This is a genomic window from Arthrobacter sp. CAN_A212 (genome assembly GCF_015752345.1).
GTDB lineage: Bacteria > Actinomycetota > Actinomycetes > Actinomycetales > Micrococcaceae > Arthrobacter_D.
Genome location: NZ_JADOUT010000003.1, coordinates 12,390 through 33,278, shown reverse-complemented (window position 1 = coordinate 33,278; position 20,889 = coordinate 12,390). Strand labels below are relative to the sequence as shown.

The 20,889-nt window shown below is 65.3% G+C and carries 21 protein-coding genes; 9 read left to right on the top strand and 12 right to left on the bottom strand.

The window, feature by feature from the left end; genetic code table 11:
• The first annotated feature begins 1 nt into the window (after nucleotide 1).
• The 4 genes from IWX64_RS04455 (at nucleotide 2) to IWX64_RS04440 (ending at nucleotide 3,854) form a co-directional block, all read left to right on the top strand.
• Nucleotides 2-1,483, top strand: coding sequence for a PucR family transcriptional regulator (locus IWX64_RS04455; RefSeq protein WP_196865958.1), 1,482 nt, complete (start codon nucleotides 2-4; stop codon nucleotides 1,481-1,483).
• 31 nt (nucleotides 1,484-1,514) lie between these two features.
• Nucleotides 1,515-2,453 carry an acetamidase/formamidase family protein gene (locus tag IWX64_RS04450; protein ID WP_196865957.1) on the top strand — a complete coding sequence of 313 codons (939 nt, stop codon included), beginning with the start codon at nucleotides 1,515-1,517 and terminating at the stop codon, nucleotides 2,451-2,453.
• A gap of 91 nt (nucleotides 2,454-2,544) precedes the next feature.
• A complete protein-coding gene (locus IWX64_RS04445) occupies nucleotides 2,545-3,588 on the top strand; it encodes an iron-containing redox enzyme family protein (RefSeq protein ID WP_196865956.1) in 1,044 nt (347 codons plus the stop codon).
• Nucleotides 3,585-3,854, top strand: a complete 270-nt coding sequence (locus IWX64_RS04440) for a CDGSH iron-sulfur domain-containing protein (RefSeq protein ID WP_196865955.1) — start codon at nucleotides 3,585-3,587, stop codon at nucleotides 3,852-3,854. The genes IWX64_RS04445 and IWX64_RS04440 overlap by 4 nt, the downstream gene beginning before the upstream one ends.
• A gap of 18 nt (nucleotides 3,855-3,872) precedes the next feature.
• Here IWX64_RS04440 and IWX64_RS04435 read toward each other — a convergent pair whose 3' ends face one another.
• Entirely contained in the window at nucleotides 3,873-4,421 is a 549-nt protein-coding gene (locus tag IWX64_RS04435) for a GNAT family N-acetyltransferase (RefSeq protein WP_196865954.1), read from the bottom strand.
• 101 nt (nucleotides 4,422-4,522) lie between these two features.
• Complete coding sequence (locus IWX64_RS04430) at nucleotides 4,523-5,611, bottom strand: alkene reductase (protein WP_196865953.1); 1,089 nt, start codon at nucleotides 5,609-5,611, stop codon at nucleotides 4,523-4,525.
• Nucleotides 5,612-5,714: 103 nt separating this feature from the next.
• Here IWX64_RS04430 and IWX64_RS04425 point away from each other — a divergent pair, with 103 nt between their 5' ends.
• Both IWX64_RS04425 and IWX64_RS17245 read left to right on the top strand, forming a co-directional pair.
• Nucleotides 5,715-6,044 (top strand): ArsR/SmtB family transcription factor, encoded by a 330-nt coding sequence (locus IWX64_RS04425; RefSeq protein WP_196865952.1) that lies wholly within the window; start codon nucleotides 5,715-5,717, stop codon nucleotides 6,042-6,044.
• 221 nt (nucleotides 6,045-6,265) lie between these two features.
• Nucleotides 6,266-7,228 carry a nuclease-related domain-containing protein gene (locus tag IWX64_RS17245; protein WP_196865951.1) on the top strand — a complete coding sequence of 321 codons (963 nt, stop codon included), beginning with the start codon at nucleotides 6,266-6,268 and terminating at the stop codon, nucleotides 7,226-7,228.
• Nucleotides 7,229-7,250: 22 nt separating this feature from the next.
• Here the strand turns inward: IWX64_RS17245 and IWX64_RS04415 are convergent, their stop codons facing one another.
• The 4 genes from IWX64_RS04415 to IWX64_RS04400 all read right to left on the bottom strand — a co-directional run bounded on the left by IWX64_RS04415 (nucleotide 7,251) and on the right by IWX64_RS04400 (nucleotide 10,534).
• Complete coding sequence (locus tag IWX64_RS04415) at nucleotides 7,251-8,105, bottom strand: HNH endonuclease (protein ID WP_196865950.1); 855 nt, start codon at nucleotides 8,103-8,105, stop codon at nucleotides 7,251-7,253.
• A 93-nt stretch (nucleotides 8,106-8,198) separates the two neighbouring features.
• On the bottom strand, nucleotides 8,199-8,777 hold the full coding sequence (locus tag IWX64_RS04410) for a DoxX family protein (RefSeq protein WP_196865949.1): 579 nt from the start codon (nucleotides 8,775-8,777) through the stop codon (nucleotides 8,199-8,201).
• A gap of 96 nt (nucleotides 8,778-8,873) precedes the next feature.
• Entirely contained in the window at nucleotides 8,874-9,533 is a 660-nt protein-coding gene (locus IWX64_RS04405; RefSeq protein WP_196865948.1) for an SAM-dependent methyltransferase, read from the bottom strand.
• On the bottom strand, nucleotides 9,530-10,534 hold the full coding sequence (locus IWX64_RS04400) for an NAD(P)/FAD-dependent oxidoreductase (RefSeq protein WP_196865947.1): 1,005 nt from the start codon (nucleotides 10,532-10,534) through the stop codon (nucleotides 9,530-9,532). The genes IWX64_RS04405 and IWX64_RS04400 overlap by 4 nt, the downstream gene beginning before the upstream one ends.
• Before the next feature lie 66 nt (nucleotides 10,535-10,600).
• Between IWX64_RS04400 and IWX64_RS04395 the strand changes: the two genes are divergently transcribed.
• Together IWX64_RS04395 and IWX64_RS04390 are read left to right on the top strand one after the other, a co-directional pair.
• Nucleotides 10,601-11,188, top strand: coding sequence for a helix-turn-helix domain-containing protein (locus IWX64_RS04395; protein WP_196865946.1), 588 nt, complete (start codon nucleotides 10,601-10,603; stop codon nucleotides 11,186-11,188).
• Nucleotides 11,189-11,394: 206 nt separating this feature from the next.
• Nucleotides 11,395-13,302 carry an L-lactate permease gene (locus IWX64_RS04390; RefSeq protein WP_334683154.1) on the top strand — a complete coding sequence of 636 codons (1,908 nt, stop codon included), beginning with the start codon at nucleotides 11,395-11,397 and terminating at the stop codon, nucleotides 13,300-13,302.
• A 122-nt stretch (nucleotides 13,303-13,424) separates the two neighbouring features.
• On the opposite strand, the gene IWX64_RS04385 is transcribed toward IWX64_RS04390, so the two are convergent.
• Entirely contained in the window at nucleotides 13,425-14,789 is a 1,365-nt protein-coding gene (locus IWX64_RS04385) for an FAD-binding oxidoreductase (protein ID WP_196865945.1), read from the bottom strand.
• 235 nt (nucleotides 14,790-15,024) lie between these two features.
• Complete coding sequence (locus IWX64_RS04380) at nucleotides 15,025-15,723, bottom strand: endonuclease/exonuclease/phosphatase family protein (RefSeq protein WP_196866074.1); 699 nt, start codon at nucleotides 15,721-15,723, stop codon at nucleotides 15,025-15,027.
• A 179-nt stretch (nucleotides 15,724-15,902) separates the two neighbouring features.
• Here IWX64_RS04380 and IWX64_RS04375 point away from each other — a divergent pair, with 179 nt between their 5' ends.
• Nucleotides 15,903-16,958: a mechanosensitive ion channel family protein gene (locus tag IWX64_RS04375; protein WP_245345742.1), complete on the top strand. Its 1,056-nt coding sequence runs from the start codon at nucleotides 15,903-15,905 to the stop codon at nucleotides 16,956-16,958.
• 17 nt (nucleotides 16,959-16,975) lie between these two features.
• Here the strand turns inward: IWX64_RS04375 and IWX64_RS04370 are convergent, their stop codons facing one another.
• Genes IWX64_RS04370 through IWX64_RS04355 form a run of 4 tightly spaced genes read right to left on the bottom strand, consistent with a single transcriptional unit; the run spans nucleotide 16,976 to nucleotide 20,864 of the window.
• Nucleotides 16,976-17,743, bottom strand: coding sequence for an SDR family NAD(P)-dependent oxidoreductase (locus IWX64_RS04370; RefSeq protein WP_196865944.1), 768 nt, complete (start codon nucleotides 17,741-17,743; stop codon nucleotides 16,976-16,978).
• Nucleotides 17,740-18,462 (bottom strand): FadR/GntR family transcriptional regulator, encoded by a 723-nt coding sequence (locus IWX64_RS04365; protein WP_196865943.1) that lies wholly within the window; start codon nucleotides 18,460-18,462, stop codon nucleotides 17,740-17,742. Before IWX64_RS04365 ends, IWX64_RS04370 begins: the two co-directional genes overlap by 4 nt.
• Nucleotides 18,440-19,399: an NAD(P)-dependent oxidoreductase gene (locus tag IWX64_RS04360; protein WP_334683153.1), complete on the bottom strand. Its 960-nt coding sequence runs from the start codon at nucleotides 19,397-19,399 to the stop codon at nucleotides 18,440-18,442. The genes IWX64_RS04365 and IWX64_RS04360 overlap by 23 nt, the downstream gene beginning before the upstream one ends.
• Nucleotides 19,389-20,864, bottom strand: a complete 1,476-nt coding sequence (locus IWX64_RS04355) for a four-carbon acid sugar kinase family protein (protein ID WP_196865942.1) — start codon at nucleotides 20,862-20,864, stop codon at nucleotides 19,389-19,391. The genes IWX64_RS04360 and IWX64_RS04355 overlap by 11 nt, the downstream gene beginning before the upstream one ends.
• Between the last annotated feature and the right edge of the window lie 25 nt (nucleotides 20,865-20,889).

Sequence of the window (20,889 nt, the reverse complement as noted above, 5' to 3'; positions counted from 1 at the left end):
AATGATTATTGCTGATCTGCTGTCCGAAGACACCCTCCAACTCCGGCTGCATACCCCCAGTTCGAGCGACAGGTTAGCCCGTGAGATCAGCTGGTGCGCCCCCGCCGAAACCATCGACCCCACCCCATTCCTGAGCCGGAACGTCCTCCTCCTGACCAACGGCATCGGCCTGAATATCGAGGATGACCGCACCTGGTCGGCCTATGTTGAGCGGCTGGTCTCAGTGCAGGTGGCCGCCGTGGCGTTCGGCACCGGGTTCGCCCATCACCTGATCCCGCCGGGACTGGTGCGCGCCGCAGCAGACCACGATCTGCCGCTATTGGAGATTCCACGGTCTGTCCCGTTCCTGCAGGTGCACCGCCACGTCACCAATGTGCTGCAGTCTGAGCGTTTCACCGCGATCACCAGGTCCTGGGAGCTCGCTCAGACATGTGCCGGTCTCGCGTCCTCGGGGGCAAGACTTTCCGTCATCCTCGATGCGGTCGCTGCGGCGGTCAGGGGTGAGGTGGCGATTGCCGACGCCGTGGGTGCGGTCATCGCCAGGTCGCCGGAACGGTCAGCCTGGAGTCAGAAGGACCTGGAGGTAGCGGCATCGGCAGGGATGGACGCCACGGTTCCGTTGCCGATGGGGACAGGGGATTCCTTCCAGTTAGTGGTGCGGGGTGCCGAGGTGGAGCACCCTATTTCCACCCTGCTGGCGCCCGTTGCATCGATCATTGCCGTGCAGCTGCAGACCGCGCTGCTCACCACCACGTCCAAGCAATCCGAGCTGATGACGCTGCTGGACCAGGTGGCCGACTGGAATGGGGTTGCGTTGGAGCAGTTCGCCGAGACCGTGCGGTCCACCGGGCTCCTCAACGACGAGGCGACGGTCGTCATCGCGGTCCGCACCGGCCACGGCACCCTGTCTGACGCGTGGAAGACCCGGCTTATGCTGCAGTCAGCGTTCGACGTCGTCAGGGTGCAGGTGCGTGGCGGGACCCTGTTCGCGTTCGCCCAGCGGCCACAGGCGACCGGTGCGCAAACCGAAGACCTTGAGCCGCTGCTGTCCTGGTTCATGAAGGAGATGCCGGGCCAGGCAGTGGTGCTCAAGGGTCCGTGTGCGAGCAGCGATGAATTGCGACTCGGCGTCTACCAGGCTCAGGAATTGCTGGCGGCTGTGAGGGGGCCAACCATCGCCCCGGAGCTGGGGATCAGCGCTCTAATCGCTTCGACCGCCACCCACGGAGCGAGGGCCGGCGCGCAGAAGCTCCTGGCCCCCGTGGTCGCCTACGATTCGACGCATTCGCTGGCACTGCTAGACACCCTCGAATGCTTCCTCGCCCACGATGCGCAACCGTCCCGCGCCGCCGCGAGCCTGTACATTCACCGGAACACTCTGAGCCAGCGGATCGGCAAACTCGAAGGGTTGTTGAAGTTGTCCCTCTCCACCTTGGAGGGGCAAGCGACCTGCCTGATGGCCTTGCGGATCCTCAAGAACTGACCCTCCCATCAGAGCGTCGTAGGCTGACCCCATGACCATTCCCTTCCTTAAGCCGACCCCGGACACCACCACACAGGTGTTCTCGCGCGACGCGCCACCGGTGCTGACCGTCAACCCGGGCGACTCGGTGCGGGTCAGGTCCCTTGACGCCTGGGGGCATCTGGAGCACCAGACCGTTCCCGGGGAGGATAAACCACAGCTCTTCCCCGAGCGGAAGGGACACTGCCTGACCGGCCCCATCGCGGTGGCGGGCGCGAAGCCGGGGGACATGCTGGCGGTCACCTTCGTGTCCCTGACCCCGGATACGTGGGGCTTCACCAATGCCGGACGGAAGGATGACGCCTTCACCCGGCTCCTCGACGTCGAGGGCGGCACCCCGCAGTGGCTGCTCTGGGATATCGACGTGCCTCAGGGCACCGCCACTAACCAGCTGGGCCAGAGCGTCAAGCTCAACCCGTTCCTCGGCGTCGTCGGCGTCCCGCCGAACCGCCCCGGCAACTTCGCGACCACCCCACCGCGCGCCGACGGCGGCGGCAACATCGATTGCAAGGAGCTCACTGCCGGGTCCACCTTGTTCCTGCCCGTGACCGTCCCGGACGCACTGCTGAGCATCGGCGACGGCCACGCGGTACAGGGCGACGGTGAGGTCGGCGGCACCGCAATCGAGTGCGGGATGACCACCGACCTGGTGCTCGACGTCGTCCGAGACGCGCCGCTGCAATCCGTGCATGCGCTCACCCCGACGGCGAAGATCACCTTCGGCTTCAACGCGGACCTTAACCTCGCGACGGCCGGGGCGCTCGCCGCGATGCTGACCTGGATGCAGATGCTGTACGGCATGGAGCGCACCCATGCGCTCGCCCTCGCCAGCGCCGTCGTCGACCTGCGCATCACGCAGATCGCCAACGAAACGTGGGGTGTCCATGCGGTGCTGCGCCACGATGCCGTGCAGGCATCCGCCCTCGGCTGAACCCCGCCTCCGGGAGCGCAACCCGACGAATAGCAAGTATGCTTAGGACCTGCTCCACTAACTGTTTGACTGCCTACGATAGGGGTCCGTCATGAAGCAACCTCAGCCTCGCGGTGCGGTGAGCTCGCTGCTCCTGAACATTTTGAACGGTTCGGCGCACAGCAGCGCCGATGCGCCAATCGCGGCCAGCGACCTTGTTCCCGCCGTGCGCGACGCCATCACGGCGACCGATGATTTCGCGTTTGACGACGATCTCCAGCTGACCCTGTTCTGCCTGTTTGAACTGCACTACAGCGGCATCGATGGCACCGGCTCCGACTGGGAGTGGAATCCGGACCTGATTGCTGCCCGGGGTCTGCTGGAGCAGGCGTACGAGGCACAGCTTCGATCGGCCACGACCCTGCCCGAACTGCCCGCGCCCACCAGCGCCGACGTCGCAGCCAGCCTGTTCGAACTGACGGGCGCCGACGGCGGGCCGAGCATGTCCCGCTACGTCGCCAAGCGGGCTACCGAGGAGCAGATCGGGGAGTTCCTGATTCAGAAGTCCATCTACACGCTCAAGGAAGCCGACCCGCACACCTGGTCCATTCCCCGGCTCACCGGCCGGGCCAAGGCGGCGATGGTGGAAATCCAGGCGGACGAGTACGGGGGAGGAGTGCCCGACCGGATGCACTCCGCCCTGTTCGCCCAGTCAATGCGCGGCGCCGGGTTGAATGACAGCTACGGCCACTACCTCGACGCCGTCCCCGCCATCACCCTTGCGTCGTCGAACATGATGTCGCTGTTTGGACTCAACCGACGCCTCCGTGGGGCGATTGTGGGTCACCTTGCCGCCTACGAGATGACCTCATCGCTCGCGAACCGCATGTATGCGCGGGGGTTCCGCCGGCTCGGGTACGACGACGCCGTGTCCGCCTACTTCGATGAGCATGTGGAGGCCGACGCCGTGCACGAGCAGATCGCCGGCCGGGACATGGCCGGCGGGTTGGTTGAATCCGATCCGGACCTCCTCGAGGACGTGTTCTTCGGCGCGGCGGCGGCCGCCGTCGTCGACACCTGGATGACCGGGCACATCCTCGACGCCTGGAACGCCGGCGCATCTTCTCTCTATTCGCCCGCCACGGTAGACGCGTGAGCGGGTGTGAGCGGGACGCGCGCGACGACGACGGCGCCTCCCCGGAGGAGGGTCCGACGCCCGCCAACTCCCTGCAGACCATTGTGGCGTTCCCCAACGGTCCGCTGTTGGTGCGGGGGGACTTCGACATCGTCGACCCCGATGGCAACCAGTTGCGCCGTAGCCGCAAGACCGTCGCGCTTTGCCGGTGCGGCGCGTCCATGCTGAAGCCCTACTGCGACGGCAGCCACAAGATGATCAACTTCAAGACCGAGCCCGAGAGCTAGCTTCGTCTTCCCTGCCGGTTAGCGCTCCGGCAGCGTCAGTTCAAGGATGAAGTCGTGCTCGACCCCGGCGCCCAGGCGGAACGTCTTGACCCCCACCCTGGTGAAGCCGTGCTTCTCGTAGAAGCGGATCGCACGAAGGTTTTCGTTGTTCGTTCCCAGCCATGCCGCTTGCACGCCGGTCTGCGCGGCAGCCTCAAGAGTTGCCTGCATCAGGGTAGAGGCCTGTCCTTGACCGTGATGGTCCGGGTGGACGTAGAACTTGCTCACTTCGATGGTGGGGAACCTCGACAGGGCAGAGCGCACCCCGGCGTCGGTCGGGTCACCGTGGATGAGCATGCTGAAGCCGTCGAGGCGGTCGCCGTCGCGCAGGCACAGCAGGGTCTTGGTTGGATCGGCGAGGTGTTCGCGGAACTTCCCGGCGGAGAGCTCAGTGGCGATGTGGTGCGCGATGTCGTCGGGCTGGGACGAGGCGGGGCACGCCAGCGGAAAGGTGATGGCGGCGAGGTCGGCGAGCCGATCGGCGTCGTCGGCGGTCGGCCGATCAATGTGTAGATTCACGGGATTCATAATCCCATGCCGGTTCAGCACCTGCCATTATGACGCGAAACGCACCAATCCCGTCTGCCTCCCGCCGCGCGTTTCGGCAGTAGGCAGACGGGTACGCTGAACTAGGAGCTGGTGACGAGGGTGGGGTAGTCGGTGTAGCCCACCTCGGTGCCGCCATAGAATGTGCTGCCGTCGGCTTCGTTGAGCGGAGCATCGGTGGCGAGCCGCTCCACGAAGTCCGGGTTGGCGATGAACATGCGGCCGAACGCGATGAGGTCCGCGCCGCGTGCCAGCCACTGGTCAGCACGTTCCTTGTCCGCTGCCTCCTGGTTCTGGACCAGGGGTGACGGGTTGACGATAAGAGTCCCCTCCCAGAGGCCCAGGATGCGTCGGTTGACGTCATCCTCGCGCGCTTCCACGATGTGAAGGTAGGCGGGGCCCAGGGGAACCAGCTGCTCGAGGAGGGACGTGTAGGTGTCCAGGACGTCGTCTTCGGAAATGTCATTGAAGTCATTGCCGGGGGAGAGGCGGAAGCCCACTCGTCCTGCGCCGATAGCTGCCACGACAGCCTGCATCACTTCGACCAGGAAGCGGGTGCGGGCAACCGGCGAGCCGCCGTATTCATCGGTGCGCTGGTTGGTGCCGCTTGCGAGGAACTGGTGGGGTAGGTACCCATTGGCGCCGTGGATTTCGACGCCCTCGAATCCGGCTTCGACAGCGAGGCGTGCAGCTGTGGCGTAATCGGCGACAGTGTCGGTGATGTCTTGCACGGTCATCGCCTGCGGGACCACAAAGTCCTGCATGCCCTCAGCGGTGAAGACCTGGCCGGCCGGGCGGACGGCTGAGGGTGCGAGGGGGACCTGTCCGTCGGGCAGCAGACTGGGGTGGCCGATGCGGCCGGTGTGCATGATCTGGGCGAAGATTTTGCCGCCCTCGGCATGCACGGCGTCGGTGACTGAGCGCCAGCCGGTAACTTGCTCAGCATTGTGGAGACCGGGGGTAAAAGGGTATCCCTGGCCTACGGCATTGGGCTGCGTCCCCTCGGTGATGATCAATCCGGCCGATGCGCGCTGCGCGTAGTAGGTGGCCATCATCTCGGTGGGGACACCGTCGTCATTGGCGCGGGAGCGGGTCATTGGCGCCATGACGGCGCGGTTCGCGAGCTGCAAACCACCGACGGTGGTGGTGTCAAAAAGTGTTGCGTCAGCCATGGCAATGCCTATCGATCGGTTGATTGGTACGATAGTCAACGTACAACGATAAAAGCCTTAGTACAACTTTGATCGTACTAGTTCGAATTTTGAGGAAGTCACCATGAGCGCAGAATCCCTTCCACGGCAGGTGGGGCACCCTTCGGCAGAGGAGTTCCTTCTGACGGAGGTGCTCCAGGCGCTTTCAGACCCGCTCAGGTTGGACATTGTTGCGGTGCTGGCCGAGTCGGACTCCGAGCTGTCCTGTAGCGCGTTTCATCTTCCTGTGACGAAATCGACCAGCACACACCACTTTCGCGTACTTCGCGAAGCGGGCATTGTGAGACAGCGTTACGAGGGTACTGCTCGAATGAACAGTCTGCGTAGGGACGACTTGGAGTCAGCCTTTCCTGGCCTTCTGGCATCAGTGCTTGCCTCGGCGCATCGGCAATAGGTTCCGCGGCTCTAACCCCTTAACGGCTCGTTTATCCGCGATACCCCTGCTCCTTATCAACGCCGGGGTATCGCAACGGACCGACTAGAAATTCAGGCTGGCTGCGTCGTCCCGCCTCACTGCGAAGGGGCATATTCCTGATGCTCTCCTGCGTGAATACTGCACCACATCGATCCAGTGCAGATCTAGGCTGGGATGCAGGATCTGATGGGGGATGAGCGATGGCTGCTGGTGCTGGAGCGACTGAACAGGCGCGCCTGGCCGCTGAACGTGTCATTCGCCTGAAGCGTGAGTTAGCAGACGCCCACGTGGCCGTTCAACGCTTGCAGCAACAGGTTCAGCACGCTGAGCGTGCCGAACGGGCGTGGAACGCTGGCGCTGCGGGTGAGTTGTTGGTGGCCGACCGCCTTGATCTGCTTGCAAGTGACGGCTGGCTTGCTCTGCACGATGTGCACTGGCCGGGCAGGCCAAAGGCCAACCTCGATCACCTCCTTGTCGGGCCGGGCGGCATAGTGATCGTCGATGCGAAGAATTGGTCCGGTGAGGTTCAACTGCGGCGCGGTGAACTGACCCAGAACGGTTCGGTCCGGTCCAAGGAGTCGGTTTCCGCCCTGGACCAGGCGGGAGCGGTTGCCGCACTCCTTGAACCTCAACATCGGCAGCTCGTCCAAACCTGGCTGTGCATGGTGGGGCATCCGGATCTCAAGGTTGTGACGGGAGCTGGAGTACGGGTCGAGGGGTTGAACACGATCTCGGCATCGGTACTGGAACTGCCGAAAGTGCTGGAACCCGAATTCGTCGGTGCCATCCACCACTACCTCCTGCAGCTTCTAGGCGGAGAGCGGAGCCCGGCCCTGCTGACAACCGCGGGTCTGGCATCGGCAGATGGTGCTGGCGCTACCCTGCAGCAGCGCCGTATGGCGAGCGGACGTATGCGGTCCCAACAGGCTGACAGGTCGATCGGCCCCACAGGTGTGAGGCGTTCACAGGGCACCAGGCCTCAACGGCGGAAGTCGGGACGATCGAAAAAGAAGCCAGGCTGCCTGGCCGTATCGGCTCAGCTAGCGGCAATCGGTGTGGCCCTGATTTATTTGGTGAACCTTATCGGTGGGCCGGACCCGTCGGATGTGATGGTGCCGCAACCCACTCCCACGGTGAGCCAACCCGCCGATAGCGCCGGATGACCGGCCACCCGGGGCAATACATCTAGGACCCGAGGATCCGGGCAGCATCCTCCTGAGCGCGCAGCTCCACAGGGTCGACGACGGACCCCGCCAGATGAATCGACGGGCGAATCAGCCGCCGCAACTCGGCCGGCGAATACGGCTCAGGCGTTCGTCGGTGCGCCATCGCGTGGCAGTTGGGGCACAGCGGAACAAGGTCGGTGAGCGGATCCAACACGTAATCGGCATCCACGCGCAACCCCGGCACAATGTGGTGGACCTGGATGAACCCGCGCCCCAGCTCCCCATAGGATTCCTCGAAGTTGAACCGGCAGACTGCGCAACTGGTCCCGTGGTGAGCGATGCACTGCCGGACGGCGTCGGCATCGCGTTCATGCCGGTTCACCGCGATCCGGGTGAGCGCACTGGTCGGCAGGGTGCCAGGGATCGGGGTCACGGGATCAAAGACCGACGCTGGCACTCGCTCGGCCCATACCGTACGCAGCAGCAATTCGTCCCATGGAGCGAGTGACGTTCCCGACGGCGGATCGGCGTCCCACCCGACCCCCGGCACCCGGTCGAGCAGCACCGACTCCGTGATGTGCTCACCGCGGGGGAGCAGCAGGTCCAGGTCGACGGTGAGGGAGCCGCCGTCGTCGGCTGAACGGTCGGCCGTGCCGAGGGAGGACGGGGCAACGGTGCCGTGCCCAAGAAGACCGCGCTCGTGAGCACCCTGCAGAAGGATCCAGACATCGGCCCCAGCAGCAACAAAAGGGAAAGACACCGGCCAGCGGATCGACACGACGCTGTCGTGACGGATGGTGTCAGCCGCTGAGGCGTAGGCGAATTGCCACCCCTCCCGGTGATCCGGGTCCCACCCGAGCATGATTGCCGTCATGGCACTCATTGTGTCACCAGCGATTGTGCCAGCAGCCTTAACGCCAGAGGCCGCACACCGGAACTCCGGTGCACGGCCTCTGTGAGGTACTGCCTACGCTGGGTCGGTCGAACCCTCGGCGACGGGAGTCTTCTCCGACTCTGACTTGGCGTCGCCCGCCAGGGTCTGGTGCCGGCGGTAGAGCTGGATGCCGATCGCGACGGGGATCGCAGCCAACGCGGTGGCCCGCATCCACGGCCGGTCCAGGACGTGCCCGGTGACCGAGTCCAGCGAGACGGCGCCCGCACCCGCAATAGCGAACGATGCCGCTGCGATGCCCAACACCACCGGGTACTCGAACCCGCCGTCGGACGCGAAGAAACCGTTCGGGGTGTGAACGCTGGCGGCGACACCCATCGTGGTTGCCGCGGCAGCACCGGCTACCGGGGTGCCCAGGCCGACGGCGAGGGCCAGACCCGCTCCGGCCTCGCCGACTCCGGCCAACACAGCGCTGGTCTTGGCCGGGCGGAAGCCCATGGCGTCCATGCCCTTGCTGGTGCCGTCGATGCCTCCGCCGCCGAACCAGCCGAACAGTTTTTGCGACCCGTGCGCCACCAGGACGCTGCCCAGGGCAACCCGGAAGATGGTCTGCGCGGTGGTCGCAGCGACAGGCGTGTGTGCTTGATACGTCATGGAATTCCTTAAGTGTGGGGGTGTGATGCTGCGAGCAGCTCCCCTTCTATAAGGCATGGAGTCCTCGAATCCTTCCCGAGGGCAAGACAATGTTCCCTACGCCTTCCGGCGCGCGCTCAGCACGGCGTCGTGAATGGTGATCGCCTCGCCGTCGTGATCCTGCACCCGTTCCCGGGATTCGGTCGCAATCTCCCACTGCCCCGGATCGAGCAGCGGGGCGATCTCCTCCGCCGAGTAGAAGAGGTCAAGCCGGGGCGGCCGGTGCGCGCCGGACTCCATGTCACTCGGGTGATGCCCCACGATCAACAGGGTGCCGCCCGGAGCGACAGCCGCCGCCAGCCGGGTAAACAGGGGCTCACGCTCGGCCTTGGGCAGGTGCAGGAACTGGGCGGTAACGAGGTCAAACGACAGCTCCTGCGGGGCCCATCGCAACAGATCCTGGCGGTCCCAGGTGATCCGGGCGGCGGAGTCCTCGTCGGCTGCCGCCATGGCCGCCCCACGTGTGAGCGCCACCTCGGAGATGTCGACGGCGGTAACCGTCCAGCCGCGGCGGGCCAGCCAGATCGCATCGGCGCCCTCGCCGCTACCGATGTCGAGCGCTGTCCCCGGCGTCAGATCGACCGCCTCGGCGACCAGCTGCGGGTTGGGCTGACCACTCCAGGCCGCGGGGCGCTCGTTGTAGAAGGTGTCCCAGTAGGTCTGGTCGTACTCGGTGGGCGGGTGATCATCGTGGCTGTGGTGGTTGTGGGAGGTCATGCTGCGGTCACCTTCGTTTGATTGGCGTCACGGGTGCTGCGGTGTGCCGCGAGGTCGCGCTGCAGCTCGTCTTCCATGAGACTCATATTAATCATCGCGCCTGTCCACGAGCCTTCGGCCGCCGACGCGAGCACCTGCGCCATCAGGTTCGCCGCGTTCCCAACGGCCCAGACGCCGGGAACGTTGGTGGCACCGGCATCACCAGTGGCGATGAAGGTCCCCAGGCCAGATTCGTGCGCGACCGTCGCCACGCCCAGATCAGCGAACACGTCGGCGCGGGCGTTGAAGGTCGGCCCAACGACGACGGCGTCCAGCGGGATGGTCCGGCCGTCGTCGAGCGCGACGCCGCGCAGCGAGTCCTCCTCGACTGTCAGTTCCCGGACGGTGCCCTCGACCACGCGGATACCCCGGGCGGCGATCTTCTCCAGCTCCTCGGCGGAGGGCCTGGGGTTGGTGTGGAGGAAGAGGGTGATGTCAGTGCTCCACTGCCGGAACAACAGGGCCTGGTGTGAGGCCATCGGGCCGGTGGCGAGAATGCCGATCGCCTGGTCGCGGACCTCCCAACCGTGGCAGAACGGGCAGTGCAGCACGTCGCGGCCCCAGCGCTCGCTGACGCCGGGGACGTTGGGCAGCCCATCAATCAGGCCGGTCGCGATCAGCAGGCGTTTGCCCGTGACGACCTGACCGCTGGCGAGGGTGACGGTGAAGTCCTCGCCGTCGCGGCCAGCGGCGATCACCTGCCCGTCAATGATGATGCCGCCGTAGGACTCGACCTCGCCGCGGCCGATCGCCAGCAGTTCGACGGGCTTCATACCGTCCCGGGTCAGGAAGCCGTGGACCCCCGCGGCGGGAGCGTTGCGTGGCTCGCCGCCGTCGATGATCGCGACCGAGCGGCGGCAGCGGCCGAGCATCAGCCCGGCACTCAGGCCAGCAGCACCGCCGCCGACGACGACGACGTCGTACCTGATGGGGGACGTAAATGAAGTGGTGTGTGTGCTCATGTCGTTCATCCTGTGCCCACTTCTTAGCGAATGCAAACATATTTGCTGAGATGGCAAACTAGGGGTATGGACAAAGCAATCGATGAGGCGCTGGCCGCCGTCGGGCCCCGCCTGAAGGCCCTGCGGATCCGCCGGGACATCACCCTGACCGCGCTCGCCAAGGCCACCGGCATTTCGGTCAGCACCCTCTCGCGGATGGAGACCGGCCAGCGGAAGGCCACGCTGGAACTGCTTATGCCCCTGGCGAAGGTGCATCAGGTACCGCTTGATGAGCTGGTGGGCGCCCCGACCACCGGAGATCCGCGGGTGCACCTGCGCCCGATCACTGCCAGCTGGGGCACGCTGATACCGCTGACCCGCAAGCCCGGCGGCATCCAGGCATACAAGCACATCCTGCCGGCCGGTACAGGGCAGGAGACGCCGACGCAGCAGGTGCACGAGGGGTACGAGTGGCTCTACGTGCTGAACGGCAACCTGCGGCTGGTGCTGGGGGACCGGGATATCGTGCTGCCGGCGGGGGAGGCTGCCGAGTTCGACACCCGGACGCCACACTGGTTCGGCCGGGCCGATGACAACCCGGTGGAGTTCATGAGCCTGTTCGGTCGGCAGGGTGAGCGGATGCATTTGCGGGAGGTGTCCGACGACGGCGCCTAGCTGACTACCGCTTGTCGCAGAATCGGACCATCGTGGCCGAATACGGGTGCCAACCATTGACTGATCCTGTGGTCAGACCTAAGGTCTTATTCGTTGGTAGAAAACTTATTCCACAATGCGGAAGGGCTTCGTCGTGTGAAACGCACGGTCGGTGGCGTTCATAGTCGTGGAGTCATTCGCTAGCCACAGTCAAAGGGGACTGGTTTATGGACAATCTTGCGGTGCTTAGTTTGTTGGCGTTGGCGCCGATCCTGGTAGTGGGGGTATTGCTGGCGGGGTTCCGCTGGCCAGCGAAATACGCCATGCCGGTCGGCTACGTTTTAGTGGTGCTCGTGGCGCTGCTTGTTTGGGAGATGGATTTCACTGGCATTCTCGCGGCGTCGCTCGAAGGGTTGATCGTCGCTGCGACCCTGCTCTATATCGTCTTCGGTGCGCTGCTGTTGCTCTCGACGCTCACCATCGGTGGCGCCATGGCGAGCATCAGGGCCGGCTTCAACAACATCTCGGCCGACCGCCGGGTGCAGGCCATCATCATCGGCTGGCTGTTCGGCAGCTTCATCGAGGGCGCGTCGGGCTTCGGCACGCCGGCCGCCGTCGTCGCCCCGTTGTTGCTGGCCATGGGATTCCCGGCGATGGCAGCCGTCATGGTTGGGCTGATCATCCAGAGCACGCCGGTGAGCTTCGGCGCCGTCGGTACGCCCATCCTTGTGGGTGTGACCAACGGGCTGGGCGGAGACCCGGCAGTGGGCGAGCGTATCGCCGTCCTCGGGCTGACGATGCCGGAGTACGTCTCGAACATCGGTTTCCAGGTGGCGGCCATCCACGCGATTGTCGGCATCCTGATCCCGCTGATTCTGGTCTGCATGCTCACCGGTTTCTTTGGCCCGGAGCGGCGTTTCCGTGACGGCCTGGCCGTTTGGCCGTTCGCCATTTACGCGTCGCTCGCGATGACCATCCCGTATGTGACCGTTGCGCGTTTCCTCGGACCGGAGTTCCCGTCCTTGTTCGGCGGGCTGATCGGGTTGATGCTGGTCATGTTCACCTCCAGCAAGGGCTTCCTGATGCCGAAGGACACCTTCGACTTCGGACCGCGCTCCTCCTGGTCCGACCGTTGGATGGGCACCATCGAACCGTCCGAGGCAACGGACGTCCGGACCCACATGAGCATCATCAGCGCCTGGTCGCCCTACGTGCTGATGGCGGTCCTGCTGGTAGGCACCCGGGTGATCGCTCCGCTGAAGGAGTTCCTGACCGGAATCCAGATTCCCTTTGAGAACATCCTCGGCACGAGCATCACCACCAATGTGCAGCCGTTCTACTCGCCGGCGTTCCTGATGATCCTCGCCGCTATCTTCGGTTACCTGATTCACCGGATGAGCGGGAAGCAGATTGCCCAGACGCTCAAGGTGTCGGGCCGCCAGCTCGCTGGCACAGCGGTAGCGCTGCTGTTCGCCGTTCCGCTGGTGCGGGTGCTGATCCAGTCGGGTCCGGACCTCAACGACTCGGGCCTCTCAAGCATGCCGGTCACCCTGGCCGAGGGCGCCGCAGCCATATCCGGAGTCTCGTGGCCGGTCATCGCGCCGTTCATCGGCGCGCTTGGGGCGTTTGTTGCCGGGTCGAACACCGTGTCGAACCTGACCTTCGCCCAGTTCCAGTTCTCCACCGGTGTGGCCATCGGTGTTCCACCTGAGCAGGTTGTCGCCGCACAGGCGGTGGGCGGTGCCGGTGGTAACCCGATTGCGATCCACAACATCGTTGCGGCCTCCGCGACCGTTGGCTTGCTGGGCCGGGAGGGTGACCTGCTGCGCAAGACCATCCTCGTGACCCTTTACTACTGTGTGGCGGCAGGAGCTGTTGCGTCGCTGTTCATCTTCGGTCTGGGCCTGAATCTCGGCACCTTTGTGCTGGCGGCCCTGCTGATCGGGCTGTTTTTCCTAACCCGGTGGATGATGAAATTCCAGGGCAAGGAGGCGCTCTCGCTGGTCGGTGGCGGTAGGTCCGGTGGTGACCGTGAGTCGGCTGGAGGGCGGACGGCGGGCATCAGCGGGTCGACGGCCGACCGCCATGCGCCCTCAGGCAAGGACGACGACGTCGACACTCCAGACCGGGTCTAGCCGCACCCCACGCAGAAAAGTGCCCTAGCAGCAGGGGAGTGGTGAGGGATCCACTTCTCTACAGCTAGGGCACTTTCCTGATGACAGCTACCCGGGAATGCCTAGGCCGTGAGGCTCAGAACCTAGATGGCCTTCCCGGGGTTGAGGAGTCCGTGCGGGTCGATGGCGTCCTTGATGGACCGCATCACGTCGAGGGATACCTCGCCCAGTTCAGGCAGGAGCCAGTCACGCTTGAGCAGCCCGATGCCGTGCTCGCCGGTGAGGGTGCCGCCGAGGCTCTTCGCCAGGTAGAACATCTCGCCGAGGGCGACCTTCGCTGGCCCCTCGGTGACTGAGTCCTCGGGATTCAGGACCAGCATGGGGTGCAGGTTGCCGTCCGACGCGTGGACCACCGAGTAGATCCGCACCCCGGTGCGCTCTGAGATGTCCTTCAACCCGACCGCTACCTCGGCCAGCCGGCCCCGCGGGACGCCGATATCGCCGATGGACACCCGGCCCAGTTTCTCCAGGCAGGGAATGGCTTCCCGGCGGGCGGTAATGAGTTCCGCGGCGTGTTCGTCGTCCTTCGCTTTCTCAATCGAGGTGGCGAACGGCCTGATGGCCTCTATCAGCACATCCTGCTCCAGATGGGCGCCATAGCCGTCGGTTTGCGCCAGCAGGAACGCTCCGCCCTGCGACCGGTAGGTGGTGCCCATCGCCATGTCAATCGCCTCGAGCGTCTGACCGTCGATCAGCTCCAGCATGGACGGCTGAATCCGGGACGCGATGACCGCCGATGCCGCCTGCGCCGCGGTGGCGAAGTCCGAGAAAAAGGCGGCGACCGTCGCCGTCGCCACCGGGAGTGGGCGGAGCCGCAGCGTCGCCTCGGTGACGACGCCGAGCGTCCCCTCGGAGCCGACGATCAGTGCGTTGAGGTCATACCCCGAGACGCCTTTCATGGTTTCGCGGCCGGTCCGGAGCTGACGGCCATCGGCGAGGACCACGTTCAGTGACAGCACCGCGTCCCGGGTGACACCGTATTTCGCGCACCGCATCCCGCCAGCATTCGTCGCGACGTTGCCGCCGATGGAGCAAATGGCGGTGCTCGCCGGGTCGGGCGCGTAGAACAGCCCGTATTCACCCGCGGCGGCGTTCAGTTCCGCGTTGAGAACGCCGGGCTCAACGACGGCAAGCTGTTCCACCGGGTCGATCCGCAGAATCTTGTTCATCCGGGATACATCGAGGACGATTTCGCCCGACCGGGCCGAGGCGCCAGCGGCGAGCCCGGTTCCGGCTCCACGGGTGACAATGGGCGTGTGATGGGCGGCGGCGAGCTTCAGGGTGTGCACGACGTCGTCGGTGGTCCGAGCGAAGACCACCCCATCCGGCACCGATTGAGCAACGTAGCCGGACCGGTCGGTGCTGGCTTCGAGCCGGTCGGCGTCGGACACCGAACTGTTGTGGAGTCCGTCCAGAACGGCCGAAGTGGAGCTGGTGTGCACTGACATGTCGTAGAACCCCTTTGTTATACCGACCAGCTGAGTCCAAACACGCTGCAAACTTATTCACATTGTGGAAGAACACTTCTGCTGTTTGGATAAAAGCCTAGGGGGTGCCAAGGGGAGGGTCAATGGATCTGCGCCGAATGCCCTCGCCGGTGCGACGGACGGGGTTGCCTTGCCCCATCCGGCTATCACTTCAGGGCTCCGGCCCGTGCGGCTTCACGGCTGCGGCCCCGTGCGGCTACGCCGCGGCCGGGGCCTGACTTTCCGGCGGGCTGTAGTCAGCCCGGACCAGGATGGGGAGGTGGTCCGAAGCGCCGCGCGGCAGCGTCTCGACGCTCTGGATGTCCAGCCCGCGGGAGGTCGCGAAATCGAAGTGTCCCCGGAAGACCCGGTACCGGGTGTAGGTCCGCAGATCGCTGAGCGACAGGTCGTAGCCGGCGTCCTTCATATTCCTGGTGAGGCGCTGGGTGAAGAACGGGTAGTTGAAATCACCCACCATGAGCGTTGCCACTCCGGGGCCCATCCCGAGGAGTTCGGCGTGCGAGGCATGGATTTGTTTGCGGCGCAACGAGTTCGACGCCGTCAGCGGCGCAGCGTGAAAGGATCCCACCACGAGGTCGTGGTGGGTCGTGTTGTCGGTGAGTTGCAGGCCGATCAGTCGCTCATGTGCCGGGGCGAGCACGCGGTCGTGAAGCGACTTTTTCAACGCCATGGCCCTGGTCTGGTGGGCAGTGAAGCGCTCCTCCCGATAGTAGAGGGCAAGCCCGAGCCGGTTCTCCTGCGTGGCAATCGCCAGCTGCAGGTCGCCCACAGTTGCCGGCAGATCGGAGGCATCGCACTCCTGAAGGCACAGCAGATCTACTGCGTACCGCTGGACAAGGTCCTCCAGCTCATCGCTGGCCTTGTGTTCGCGCAGGTTGTAGCTAACGGCCCGTATCAGGTGATCACTCCTTCATCTGGCTGATGACAGCAGGATTATTGTACGCACCTCAGCACGAGGCGGGGTATCAGGACTGGTGGTGAGGCCACGGACAGCCGATCCCCGATTTGGTTCGCCTCCCGAGCGGTCTCGGCGCGCCTTTGCGTCATCGCAGCATCCTATGCTTGGCTCAGCGGATGGATGATGAGCAGGCCAGTGCCGCGGTCGAAGTTTTCGGAACGCCGATCACCCTGGTGGAAGTGCTAACCGCCGTCGGCATCCTGGTTGCTGCTGGTGTGATGGCATTCGTGCTGCGCAGGATTATTTTGCGTCGCTCCCGTACCCAGCAGAGCTCCCATATCGCGACCTGGTACACCCTTTCGAGGCTGGTTGCCTACACCGTTCTGGTGGTCGGGTTTATCCTCGCGATTTCGGCGCTCGGAGTACCTCTGAGTGACTTCGCTGTAGTGGCCGGTGCACTGGGGGTGGGCCTCGGTTTTGGCCTGCAGACGCTGTTCAGCAACTTCATTTCGGGCGTGGTGCTGCTGTTGGACAAGTCGCTGAAGATCGGCGATTTTGTGGAACTCGAATCCGGCGTGACCGGGGAAGTGCGCGACATCAAGATCCGGGCGACGACGATCGTCACCAATGACAACATCGACATCTTGGTTCCGAACTCCGAGTTCGTCGCCGGCCGGGTGGTGAACTGGACTCACCGGGACGTGCTGCGGCGGCTTCGTGTGCCATTCGGGGTCGCCTACGGCACGGAAAAGAACGTGGTGAAGAAGGCGGCCCTCGAAGCGGCCGCTGCCGTGCCATTCACCCTTCACCTCGACGGTCCGCAGCGGCCTCAAGTCTGGCTGAGCAAGTTCGATACAAGCTCGCTGAACTTTGAACTTGTCATCTGGCTCAACCCTGAGGCAACCAAGAAACCGGTGGCCGTGACTGCTGCCTACAATTGGGCGCTGCACTCCGCCCTACAGGCGCATGGCATCGAGATCCCGTTCCCGCAGCGTGACTTGCACGTCAAGACGCTCTTCGGACTCAGCGAGGATGATGCCTGTCGTGCACTGGGACTGGCCGAGAACGTCACCCGGGACGAGGCGGGCAGCCGGCACTCACAGCCGACAACCGGAGGCAAGGACAAAGACGACGACGTCGATAGCAACGACCACAACGACGCCGCGGACGACGTGAACGCCGACAATGTCCCGGATACCGCGCCCGAGGCTCGCCCATCGACGGACGGCTAACCCCCGACTGTCACCAGTTAGGAGATCTGCAGGCCGCCGTTGATGTCGTAGGTTGCGGCGGTGATGTAGCCGGCGTCGGGGCCCACGAGGAAGCAGATCAGGGCAGCGATGTCGTCGACTGTGCCGACCCGGCCCATCAGGATGTCCTTGGACATGTCCTGCTTGCGCTCGTCGGTGAGGGTGCCGCCCATGATGTCGGTGTCCACCGGTCCGGGGGACACAGCGTTGACGGTGATGTTGTGCTCGCCCATTTCGCGGGCAAGCGCACGGGTGAAGCCGATGATTCCGGCCTTCGACGCACTGTAGGCCACCTTTGAGTAGGTGCCGCCGCCACGCTGCGCCGAGATGGAGGAGATGCTTACTACGCGGCCGAGCTTGCGTTCGATCATCCCGTGCAGCGCGCGCTGCGTGACGAGGAACGTGCCGGTCATGTTGACGGCGAATACCCGGTCCCAGGCTTCCTTGGTCTCCTGCATGAACTCGGTGGGGGAGCTGATCCCGGCCAGGTTCACCAGCGCAACGATCGGCGGCACAGCTGAGGCTTCAACAGCGGTGATCGCGGCGTCCACTGACGCCTGGTCCGACACGTCAGCTGCGACGCCGACGGTCTGTACGCCGTGACGCTGCGCAATGTCGGCTGCGGCTTCTTCGGCCGCGGCGCCGTCGATGTCGAGGATCGCGATGGACCAGCCATCGCGGGCCAACCGGTCCGCCGTCGCGCGGCCAATGCCGCGGGCCGAGGCTGCGCCGGTGAGGACTGCTGTGCGTTCTGTCGGAAAGGTCACTGAATCTCCTGCTGTTGTTTTTCTGAGTGGATGAAGTGTTCGTAGTCGTCGTACGTCTGGTTGATGTGGGCCTGCATCGCCTTGCCGGCTACCTCGGGATTGCGGCTACGGATCGCCTCCAGCACCAGGCGGTGGTGCTCGATGGCGTGCTGCTGCACCTCATGGAACGACGACGTCTCCCGGCGCATCGTGTAGAGCAGCTCGCTGAGAGGCCCGAGAATCACCGGAAGGAAGGGGTTGGCTGACGCACGGAAGATCGCCTCATGGAAGGCGATGTCCGTTGAGGTGACGGCGTCCAGGTCCTTTGCCTCGTGGGCGGCCTGCAGCGCACTATTTGCCTCTTCCATCCGGGCGAGGTCCTCTTCGGTCGCATGCAGGGCCGCCAGTTCGGCGGCGCCGGTTTCCACCATCCGCCGGATTTCCAGCAGCCGCAGCGAGACATCGGGGGAGTCGGCCGTGGTTGAGGCGTACCTGACGATGGCCTGCAGGTTGGTCCACTGTGCCGTGGGATTCACATAGGTGCCGAGTCCCCGCCGGATCTGCACTACGTTCTGCGCCTGGAGCTGCTTCAGTGCCTCGCGCACGGTAAGGCGGCTGACGTCGCTGGACGCCGCGAGGTCGTTCTCCGGCGGGAGTGCGGAACCGGGCGGGTAGGTGCCGTCGATGATCCGTTCCAGGAGCTCATCGAACACCGACTCAGCGAGCGGCTTGCGTGCCACCGGTCGTCCCTTCGACGTTGTCCACTGTAGAGGCGGTGTCATCGACAGTTGTGCGCCGCTGGGGCGCGACCACCTTGATTACTGCCGAGTCATCGGCGGTGCCCAGCCCCTGGGTCTGCCCGAGCAGGAACAGCTGCTCGGCCGCCGCCGCCACCGGAGCCGCGAGTTCTGCGCTCCGAGCGGCTTTGCCCACAATGCCGAGGTCCTTCACGAAGATGTCGAGGCGGCTGAGCACCTCGGCGCCGCCGTCGTACCCCTGCACCATGCGCGGTCCGCGGTTGGACAGCATGAACGACGACGCCGCTCCGGTCTCCAGCGCGGACAACGCCTTCTGCTGGTCAAGCCCAAGTGCGTCCGCAAGGGCGAGGGCTTCAGCCGCGGCGGCGATGTGCACGCCACAGAGCAGTTGATTGACGGTTTTCATGGCCTGCCCGTCCCCGGGCTTGTCTCCCACCACGGTGAGCGTCGAGGCAAGCCGCTCCAAAACGGGCCTGGCGGTGTCCAACGCCGCGGGTTCGGCGCCCACCACGATCAGCAGGTCCCCTTCGCCGGCCCGCTTCGGGCCGCCGGACATGGGCGCGTCGACCAACGCAACGCCCAGTTCGCCGAGCCGCTCGGTCCACGAGGCAACTGCGTCCATCCCCACGGTGCTGGTCATCACGACGACGGCGCCCCGCGTCAGCGCGGGAGCAATCCCGTCGTCGCCGAACAGGACACCCTCCACCTGGGCTGCGTCGCGGACCGCGAGCAGGACTAGCCCGGCGCCGTTGACGGCGTCGGCGGCCGTCGTGGCGCAGGTCAGTCCCGTCGCTTCGGCACGGGAGCGGGAAGCCGGCATCGGATCGAACCCGGTCACCTCGAACGCCCCAGCCAGGCGGGAGGCCATCGGCAGCCCCATGGCGCCGAGGCCTAGCACCGCAACAGTATTAGGAGTCATGGGTGGATCCTGTCGTTGAAGGAGAGGCAGCGGTGAAGCGGAGGATGTCTACCACGTCGGCCAGGGAATCATCAGTCCCCACGTTCCCGGCGAAGACCACGAACGGGATGGAGCGCGCCGGCCCGTCGGCGGGCTGCCACAGGGAGACGATGCCCGGGAGCATCGGCCCACGCACCAGCGCGTGGCGGATACTCAGCCCGTGGGCGGCGACGTCGGACGAGGTGATGCCGCCCTTCGCGATGACAAAGCGCACGGGACCCGTCGCGATGGTTTCGCGGACGACGTCGACCACTGCCTGCGAAATGGTGCGGGCAATGTCCAGGCTGTGCTCCGGGTCATCGGAGCGGATCAGGGTGCGGCTGGTGTGGAGGATGACCTCGCCGGTGGGGAGGCCGTCGACGACGGCGCGCACCGCCTCGGCGACTCCCGCATCCCGGCGTTCGGGGTCCAAGACGGCCTCGACATCGAGTTCCACGAGTCGCGCGTCGGGGTGTCGCGCCACCAGGGCGTCCAGCTGGCGGGTGGTCAGTCCCACATGGGAGCCCACCACAATCAGGCCACCGGAGGCCGGAGCGTCCAGGCCGGCGAACACTTCCTCGGCCATCAGCGGCGGGCGTTCCTGCTGCCCGATCCGAGCGCGGACAAATGGTGGTCCGACGCGGTAGAGCAGCTTCTTGCCACGGCTTTCGGCTTCCTCAAGGCCGAGGGCGAGTGCGCGAAGGTCGTCCTCGGTGACGGCGTCCACCACAATCGGGACGGCGTCGGACGCGTGGATCAGAGCGTCGGCAATGCCCTGCGCGCCGCCGCGGATGATCGACAGGCCCAAGCGGATGACAGCGCTCGCGGACCCGCCGGTTTTCTCCGCCACATAGTCGCCGAGGTCCGAGGAGGTGAATCCGAACGTGGCGTCCTGGGCGAACTCGGTGTCGGCGACGGGGGTGAGGGCGCCGTCGTTCCCGCGGAGGTAGTGAACGCTGCCGATGGTGACGCGGCCGGCGTCGGGAAAGGCGGGAACCATGACGACGCCGTCGGTCGCGATGTTTGCCAGGGACAGCAGGGTGGCGGCGATGACGTCGGTCTCCAGCGGGAAGTGGCCGCGGAGGGTCGAGTCGCTGCGGCTCACAAACCCGATGGTGACGCCCGCTGCGGTGGCGGCGTCGAGGGAGTTGGTGACGATCTCCCGGTTGCGCGATGCAGCGGTCTCCGGGTCGAGGCTGCGGGTGTTGGTGAGGACGTAGACCGCCGGTGCCGGTGCGCCACCGATGCGCTGGGCGAAGGCCCACTCGAAGTCGCTCGGCTCCCACGATGTGAGGACCGGAAGGTCGGCGACGGACTGGGTGCCGGTGGGGTCGTCGTCGAGCACCACCAGAATTCGGTCGGACGTCCGGACAGCTGCAGCGATCACCTCCGGGTTGATGGCCTGAACAGCTGGGTAGCCGCTGAGCAACTCTTCTTCGAGTATCACTGGTCCGCACTTTCGTTCCCGGGTC